Source organism: Salinivibrio sp. MA427 (genome assembly GCF_001996115.1).
Taxonomy (GTDB): domain Bacteria; phylum Pseudomonadota; class Gammaproteobacteria; order Enterobacterales; family Vibrionaceae; genus Salinivibrio; species Salinivibrio costicola.
Map to the genome: position 1 here is coordinate 1 of NZ_MUFH01000097.1, position 8386 is coordinate 8386.

Below are 8386 nucleotides of genomic sequence, written 5' to 3' on the forward strand. Positions count from 1 at the left end.
CGTTAGGCTTTGCCGTGATGTTCGCAACCTTGCTCACACTGATTCTTGTGCCTTGCTTGTACCTGATATTGCAAGATATTGGCAGAGTGTTGCAAAGACTAATGCAACGCGTCTTGCCAACGGCATCAGAGGATCAACTCCGCTAGTTCAAAAGATTCAATCGGCTAGCGCCCTACAAAGGGGTGGCCCAGCGCGGCCCCTTGTGCGCCTGTTTGTGTGAGTGTCTCGGCGATCGCTGTCATCGCAAGCCAGCGATTTTCACACCAGGCAGGTGCTAACAATGTGGGTGGACGTGCACTTGCCGACACCCGATGGTAAACCACCTCTGGTGGCGTTCGCTGAATCATCATCGAGGCGCTAGCGATGTAATCGTCGAACGAAATTTCCCTTTGTCGCCCAGCTCGCCACGCCTTTGCCATGGTGCTTCCTTCAACGATGTGCAGCGGATGCAACTTGATCCCATCGGTGCCCGTATTTACCACTGTATTAATCGTCTGTTGATGGGCCGTTATCTCCTCCCCTGGCAGGCCGACAATTAAATGGGTGCACACTTTGATCCCTAAGGCACGGGCCTTTGTTGCGACCTGTTGGTATACCGCGACGTTATGCCCACGATTAATGCGTTTGAGCGTTTTATCATGGCCGGTTTGTAAGCCAAGCTCTAACCACACCTCAAAGCCTTGTTGATAATAATCTGCAAGCAAATCGAGCACGGCATGCGGCACGCAATCAGGACGTGTTCCCACACATAATCCCACCATGTGCTCTTGGGCCAGTGCTTGCTCGTATAACACTTTTAAACGGGCGACTTCATCATAGGTGCTGGTATAAGCCTGAAAATACGCTAAATAACGGCGGGCACGATCCACTTCTTTGGCGCGTTGACTGAGTTGTTGACTGACCGATGCATGTTGCGCTTTTTCATCCGCAAACGAGGCCACATTACAAAACGTGCAACCGCCCCGTCCCAACGTACCATCGCGGTTTGGGCAGCTAAAACCACCGTGCAACGTCAGTTTATGCACCCGTTCGCCATAGCGGTGCTTGAGATCTTGGCCAAGTGTATTAACTAACTGGTGCAGCTCCATGGTGCCTCGTGGCTCAATACAAAGTCGCATCTTAGCAGCACAAACCAGAGGCACTTTGGTAGAGATCAAACGTCGGTATCACGGCCGCTAAAAACGACGAAAAAAAAACCCGCCGTGATGGCGGGTTGAATCTCATTAGGCTTTGGCCTTCTTCTTGCGCTTGTCAGTGACTTCCCACTGACCATCGACAAAGAAAGCTGACCAGCCGGATGGCTTACCGTCTTCTTCACTTCGCACGTAGTTTTCTTTGGTTTTACGTGCAAAACGAACTACCGTCGGTCGTCCATCAGGATCCTGTTGTGGTGCATCCGCAAGGTATTGGAATTTCTCCGAGATACGATCTCTAAAGCGATCGAGCTCTTCCACCAGCGGCGCGCGAGTTTCACGCGATTTAGGGAAGTTACTTGCCGCCATAAACAGCCCCGAGGCGCCGTCTCGCAGCACAAAATAGGCGTCCGAATTTTCGCAAGGCAGTTCAGGGAAATGCACAGGATCTTCTTTCGGTGGTGCAACATCACCGTTTTTCAAGATCTTGCGCGTATTCTTACATTCATCATTGGTGCAACCCATGTACTTCCCGAAACGGCCATTTTTCAGCACCATATCGTTACCACATTTGTCACACTCAACGACCGGACCGTCATAGCCTTTCGGTTTAAACTCACCCTTTTCGACCACATAACCTTCACAGCTTGGGTTATTACCACAGACATGAAGCTTACGATGTTGGTCAATCAGGTATGAATCCATCGCCGTTTCGCAAATCGGACAACGTTTCATGGCACGAAGATCCGCGGTTTCAACATCCTCTTCTAGGACATTAACAATGCCGTCTTCATCCATCAGATTGATGGTGGTTTTGCAACGCTCTTTCGGCGGTAATGCATATCCTGAGCAGCCCAAAAAGACGCCAGTTGATGCAGTACGAATACCCATTTTACGGCCACATGTTGGACAATCAATATCCGTCATGACCATATTGTTCGGTTTCATCCCGCCTTCTTCTTCGTCTTGTTCCGCTTGCTCTAGCTCTGCGGTGAAGTCGGCAAAGAAGTCGTCAAGCACGCCTTTCCAATCGGCTTGACCTTCAGCGATTTTATCCAGCGACGCTTCCATCCGGGCGGTAAAGTCGTAATCCATCAAGTCTGCAAAGCTCTGGGTCAGACGATCGGTGACGATCTCTCCCATTTTCTCTGCGTAGAAACGACGATTTTCGACGCGCACATAACCACGATCWTGAATGGTCGAAATGATCGACGCATACGTGGACGGACGGCCAATACCCGCTTTTTCCAGCTCTTTAACCAAAGCCGCTTCCGTGAATCGCGCCGGTGGCTTAGTGAAGTGCTGTTTCGGATCAAGCTGACTCAACGTCAGTGATTGTCCCACTTCCACCGCAGGCAAGATTTGATCTTCGTTTTTACCCGTCGGGCGCTGTACGCGCGTCCAACCATCGAAACGTAAAATCCGCCCTTTTGCTTTCAAAGAAAACTCACCGGCCTCTACGGTCAATGTGGTGGAGTCGTACTTAGCCGGTACCATTTGACACGCCACGAACTGACGCCATATCAGGTCGTACAGTCGATGCGCATCAGGATCCATACCTTGCAAATCGCTCGCCGTCACGCCAACATCCGATGGACGGATCGCTWCGTGGGCTTCTTGCGCATTGGCTTTTGCCCCGTAGACGTTCGCCGACTCAGGTAAATATTGTTCACCGTATTCGCTGGCAATATGTCCCCGCGCTGCGTCCACCGCCTCTTTACTGAGGTTGGTCGAATCGGTACGCATATAGGTGATGTAACCCGCCTCATAAAGACGCTGCGCTAACATCATGGTTTTCTTCACCCCAAAGCCTAACCGCGTACTGGCGGCTTGCTGAAGTGTTGAGGTGATATAGGGCGCAGATGGCTTACTGGTTGAGGGGCGATCTTCACGATCACGTACCACGTAGCTCGCGTTTTCCAACGCGGACACCGCGGCCATCGCCTCATCGCTGTTTTTCGGCTTAAAGGCTTTTCCGTTTTGCTGTGCAACGAGCAATCGAAGCGCCTGCTCGTTAGGGGTGAGCGTGTCCGCATGCACATCCCAAAACTCTTCAGGAATAAACGCTTTAATTTGATGCTCGCGTTCGACCAACAATTTCACCGCGACCGATTGCACACGCCCTGCCGACAAACCGCGCGCCACTTTTTTCCAAAGCAGCGGTGACACCATAAAGCCCACCACACGATCGAGAAAACGCCTGGCTTGCTGTGCATTGACGCCATCAATGTTAACGTCTCCCGGCGCTTCAAACGCCTGGGTAATGGCATTTTTGGTGATCTCGTTAAACACAACACGCTTAAAACGATCTTCATCGCCACCGATCAGCTCCCGCAGGTGCCAAGCTATGGCTTCCCCTACGCGGTCCAAATCCGTTGCGAGATAAACATGGTCAGCTTGCTCGGCCAGTGATTTGAGTTCGGCAACGACTTTTTCCTTGCCCGGCAGCACTTGATATTTCGCCTGCCAACCGTTGTAAGGATCGACGCCCATCTTATTGATGAGCGCCTTCTTTTCTTTTTGTTTCTTAATTCGCGCTTTTTCTTCGGCGCTGAGCCCTTTCGTAGACACAGGTGCAGCTTTTTTACCGCCCTGGGTCGCTCCAGTAGGCAGATCACGCACATGCCCGACACTCGACTTCACAATGAAATCTTTGCCGAGATATTTGTTGATCGTTTTCGCCTTTGCAGGGGACTCCACGATAACGAGAGATTTGCCCATAATGACCTAATTGACGCCCTTTGCGCTAAAACTGTCGAAAATTCGTTGCGTTGCACTCCAATATTGGAATGCCGCTATCTGTTTTACAATATTGAGCGAGTCTAGCCGAATATCAACTAAATTCGCAGTAAAACACGCTGATTGCTCGTACCTTCCACAATTGTTAACCAATTGTGATAGTAGTGTATCGGTTATTCGCTATGCCACTTTTCGGCAAAAAGCGCGCTAATCATTACCATTGCCGCCTGTAAAATAGCTAAGTGGATACGGTAATTTTTGGCTTGGCTCACATTATTCTTGATATTTATCCCATCATAGCGTGATTTCGCCAAGCCAAAGGCATGCCAGCAGTCAATGCGACGATGCCCTAATTTATGTGCAATATACCGGTATCATGCACGCGCGCTTGCTTACACCAGCGGACGCTGGCCTCGGCTAATCCATTTAAGCAACACACGATCGGCCACCTCAGCGGAGGTTCCTGCTAATTTCTCAGCGATATTTTTGCGCTGCTGATAAGAGACCGATAGCACTTTACGATCCTTGTTGGCCGCCTCAAAAAGATACTCGTCGCTGGTGCAGACTTGATCAATCAAGCCAAGTTCTAATGCTTGGTTGCCAAACCAGTGCTCGCCGGTTGCGACCTCATCAACATTTAACGAAGGGCGGTGCTCGGTGATAAACGCTTTGAATAGACCATGCGTTTCTTCCAACTCGGTTTTGAATTTTTCACGCGCTTTGTCGGTATTTTCACCAAACATGGTCAAGGTACGTTTAAACTCCCCTGCCGTCAGCTGCTCAAACTCAATATCGTTTTTCTTGAGCAACTTATTAAAGTTAGGGAGCTGGGCAATCACACCAATCGAACCAATGATTGCGAAAGGCGCAGCGATCAGCTTATCGGCCACACATGCCATCATATAACCACCGCTAGCCGCGACTTTGTCAACCGCGACAGTCAGCGGTACGCCAGCTTTACGAACGCGTGCCAGTTGCGAGGCGGCTAACCCATAGCCGTGCACCATGCCGCCGCCACTTTCCAGTTTAACCAAGACTTCATCTTGTTCGGTCGCTACCGACAAAATGGCGGTCACTTCCTCACGCAATGCCTCGACTTCGCGGGCATCAATACTGCCTTTAAAAGTCAGAACAAAAAGTTGCGGATCGCGCTGTGTTGGCTGCGCCGTTTGCTTCTTCGCTGCGGCCTTTTGTGCCTTTTCTTCTTTCTTTTTCGCCTTTTTCTCGTCTTTATCGCGCGCTTTTAACGATGACTCATTGTAAAGATGATGTTCGAGCGACTGCCGGTAGGTCTTAAAGCTATCGGTTAAATCGGTAAGCTTCAGGCTGCCTTTCTGTCCGCCTTTATCATTCGCCGCGCGTAGCAGTGCCACTAACACCACCGCTGCCATTAAAAAGGTGACGACTTTCGCTAAAAAAAGCCCATAATCCGCAATGAATTCCAATGTTGTATCCTCTTTTTATCTCTGAGTTTGCAATGCCTCAGCCCAGTGCATTACGCACTTGGTTGTCACACATTACCCGCAACCTTACAATAATCTACGTTTAACAATAAATAAGGATTTGTACTGTGGACTATCAAGTAACCTCCGACGCGCTTCAAGGGCGTGTAATTTTGGTCACCGGCGCCGGCGCTGGTATTGGTCGTCAAGCGGCACTGAGCTATGCCGAAAAAGGCGCGACGGTGATTTTGCTCGGCCGCACCGTGAAAAAACTTGAAGCTGTGTACGATGAAATTACTGCCACGGGCGCACCACAACCTGCCATTATTCCCTTAGACATGCTGGGGGCAACCCGGCAGCATTACCTCGACATGGCGGATACCATTGACCAACAGTTTGGTCGTTTAGACGGTGTACTCCATAATGCAGGCCTACTTGGCGTGCTAAGCCCTTTCGATCAAATCGATGAAAAATCGCATGACGATGTGATGCAAGTGAACGTCAAAGCCACCATGTTGATGACACAAGCCTTGCTGCCACTGCTGAAAAAGTCTGATGATGCGCGCGTGGTGTTTACCACGTCTACCGTGGGTCATCAAGGCCGTGCTTACTGGGGCAGCTACGCGATTTCTAAGTTCGCCACGGAAGGAATGATGCAAGTACTGGCCGATGAAATGTCAGACACCAAGGTACGAGTGAACGCGATTAATCCAGGTGGCACGCGAACTAGCATGCGCGCCAGCGCCTTCCCAGGCGAGGATCCCGACACATTAAAAACGCCACTCGATATTATTCCGCTCTACGTCTACCTCATGGCCCCGGAAGGTGTTGAAGTGCATGGCCAGTGCATTGATGCGCAACCCAAACGATAAACAAAAACGCCCCCATTGACGGGGGCGTTGTTTTTCACAAACGCGGTTTAAAAATCAAAGGTAATTTTTGCTTTTACATTCCGCTCATCACCATACCAACAGTTCAGCTCGTCAAAGCAGCTATAGGTCGTTTTATCCAGCAGGTTCGTTGCAGATAGTGACAATTTCACTCCTGATAGCGACGTATCTAGCTGAGCAAGATCATAGTTTAGAGCGGTATCAAACAGGGTATAATCAGGCACTTTAAAGGTATTGTTCGCGTTACCCTGTGACTCGCCCACATAACGCGCCCCCACGCTCACTTCTAATCCGGAGGTTAACCGATGGTTCACCCAAGCACTGGCCGTTTGCTCGGGCACCCAAACCGGTGTCTTGTCTTCAAGGTTAGGATCGTCGGTGATCTTCATATCAATATAGCTATAGGTTAAGGCCACATTGGTATCTAGGCTCAGCGCATGATTCAGTTCAATTTCTACGCCTCGCGAACGGATTTCACCCGTTTGAATTTTGGCGTAAGAATCATTGGGATCGTTGACCAAGGCATCTTGCTTAGTCAGCTCAAATAACGCCAAGTTGAGCCCTGTCGTCCCATCCAACGATAAATACTTCAGGCCTGCTTCCCACTGCTCGCCCTTCGATGGATCAAAGACATTACCTCGATTATCCATGTCTGTCGGCTCAAAGCTCTCGGAGTAACTGAGATAAGGGGAAATACCGTTATCAAATTGGTACATGGCTCCGGCGCGAAACGCCAAATTGTAGTGGCGAATGTTCTTATCAGAGGTACTCGGTGACCCAGCAAACAATGTTTGCTGATCATCTTTTAACTCATATTCATCGTATCGCGCGCCAGCGAGAAAGACCCATTGATTCCAAAGGATCTGATCTTGCGCGTAGAGTCCGGTCTGCGTGACCTCAATGTCATGCTGATCCTGATAAACGAAGCTAAGTGAACTTGGGTCAACCTGGTTATTATTGGGCTCAAAGATATCAATAGCCGGCACCACACCTGCAAGGGTATCGTCATAGCCAACATTGGACGACATGTTTTGATAATCCAAGCCAAACAAGGTGTAATGTTGCGCTGCCCCCCAGCGCAAATCGCCAGAAAGCTGAGTATCAACCACCCACGATTCCATGGTTTCATCTGTCAGGTACGCATTACGCGGATAGTGTCTACCATCACTGCTTTTTTGATGGTACATGTTCTTTTGCAGTAAATCGGCATCGGTGTATCGTGCGGTGTGCAGTAGTGACCAATCAGAAGCGAGTTGGTGTTGCACTTTATAGCCCAGCATTAAAAACTCTCGGTCGTAGGTATTCCAGTTGTTGTCACCGGAAAAACTGTCACTGGAAAGGCTGCCTTGGTCACTGTGCAGCACTGAGCCTTTTGCTGGTAGCGACGTATAAATGCCCGCAGCCGGGTCCGCTTGATAATATAGATTAAAATTCACTAAGGTATCTTGCGAAATACGCCAATCTAGCGACGGAGCCACGACATAGCGTTCTTCTTCTGAATGCCCGGCTTGCCCGTCTTTTTTCCGTGCCAGCGCCACCATCCGATAGGCTAACGAGGTATCTTGAATCGCTCCGGTGCTGTCGACTGATATTTCTCGCAACGCATCTGTATCAGWACTGACGCCAACCCGATGCGCGGCTTCACGCTGTGGCGTTTTCGCGATCATATTCACCATGCCACCCGGTGGAATATTTCCGTACAACACGGATGTAGGCCCTTTAAAAACCTCGACTTGCTCAATCGCGATCGGATCAATTTGTGGCTGTAAATTCCAGGTGTTGTAAGGGATCGCTAACCCGTCGTAAAAATTTTGATAGTTGATAAAACCACGAATATTGAAAAGGTCGAGACGGGTCACGGCCCCACCGCGAAGTTCGGTATTTACGCCCGGGGTGTAGCGGACGGCTTCGCTTAATGAACTTGCTTGGCGCTGCTCCAAAGTGTCGCGGTTAATCACTGTGACCGCTTGTGGTGTCTCTTCGGGTGCCAATACCGTTTTGGTGGCGGTATTGCGATACGTGTCACCTAGGACTTGTATGGTTTCCATGTTGGCTTCTTGGGGAGCAGAGTAAGCCGACACAGTCACTACGCTGCTAATCACAGCTAAGGTCAACGGCGACAATCGCCCAATAGCCTGCCGTGGGCACGAAAAACCTGTATGCATCATGATTTCCTCTAATG

Annotated in this window: 5 protein-coding genes; 1 reads left to right on the top strand and 4 read right to left on the bottom strand. The window is 50.0% G+C overall.

From position 1 onward, the window contains the following. Nucleotides 1–164: 164 nt before the first annotated feature. The 3 genes from BZG79_RS08110 to sohB all read right to left on the bottom strand — a co-directional run bounded on the left by BZG79_RS08110 (nucleotide 165) and on the right by sohB (nucleotide 5317). Nucleotides 165–1088 (bottom strand): TIGR01212 family radical SAM protein, encoded by a 924-nt coding sequence (locus BZG79_RS08110; protein ID WP_077774154.1) that lies wholly within the window; start codon nucleotides 1086–1088, stop codon nucleotides 165–167. Between the two features lie 135 nt (nucleotides 1089–1223). After that, nucleotides 1224–3854 carry a type I DNA topoisomerase gene (topA, locus tag BZG79_RS08115; protein WP_077774155.1) on the bottom strand — a complete coding sequence of 877 codons (2631 nt, stop codon included), beginning with the start codon at nucleotides 3852–3854 and terminating at the stop codon, nucleotides 1224–1226. Nucleotides 3855–4264: 410 nt separating this feature from the next. Beyond that, nucleotides 4265–5317 (bottom strand): protease SohB, encoded by a 1053-nt coding sequence (sohB, locus tag BZG79_RS08120; RefSeq protein ID WP_021023935.1) that lies wholly within the window; start codon nucleotides 5315–5317, stop codon nucleotides 4265–4267. A gap of 125 nt (nucleotides 5318–5442) precedes the next feature. Here sohB and BZG79_RS08125 point away from each other — a divergent pair, with 125 nt between their 5' ends. Continuing rightward, nucleotides 5443–6186 (top strand): YciK family oxidoreductase, encoded by a 744-nt coding sequence (locus BZG79_RS08125; RefSeq protein WP_021023934.1) that lies wholly within the window; start codon nucleotides 5443–5445, stop codon nucleotides 6184–6186. 47 nt (nucleotides 6187–6233) lie between these two features. Here the strand turns inward: BZG79_RS08125 and BZG79_RS08130 are convergent. Further along, the coding region (locus tag BZG79_RS08130; RefSeq protein WP_347336585.1) for a TonB-dependent siderophore receptor at nucleotides 6234–8386 on the bottom strand (2153 nt) is incomplete at its 5' end.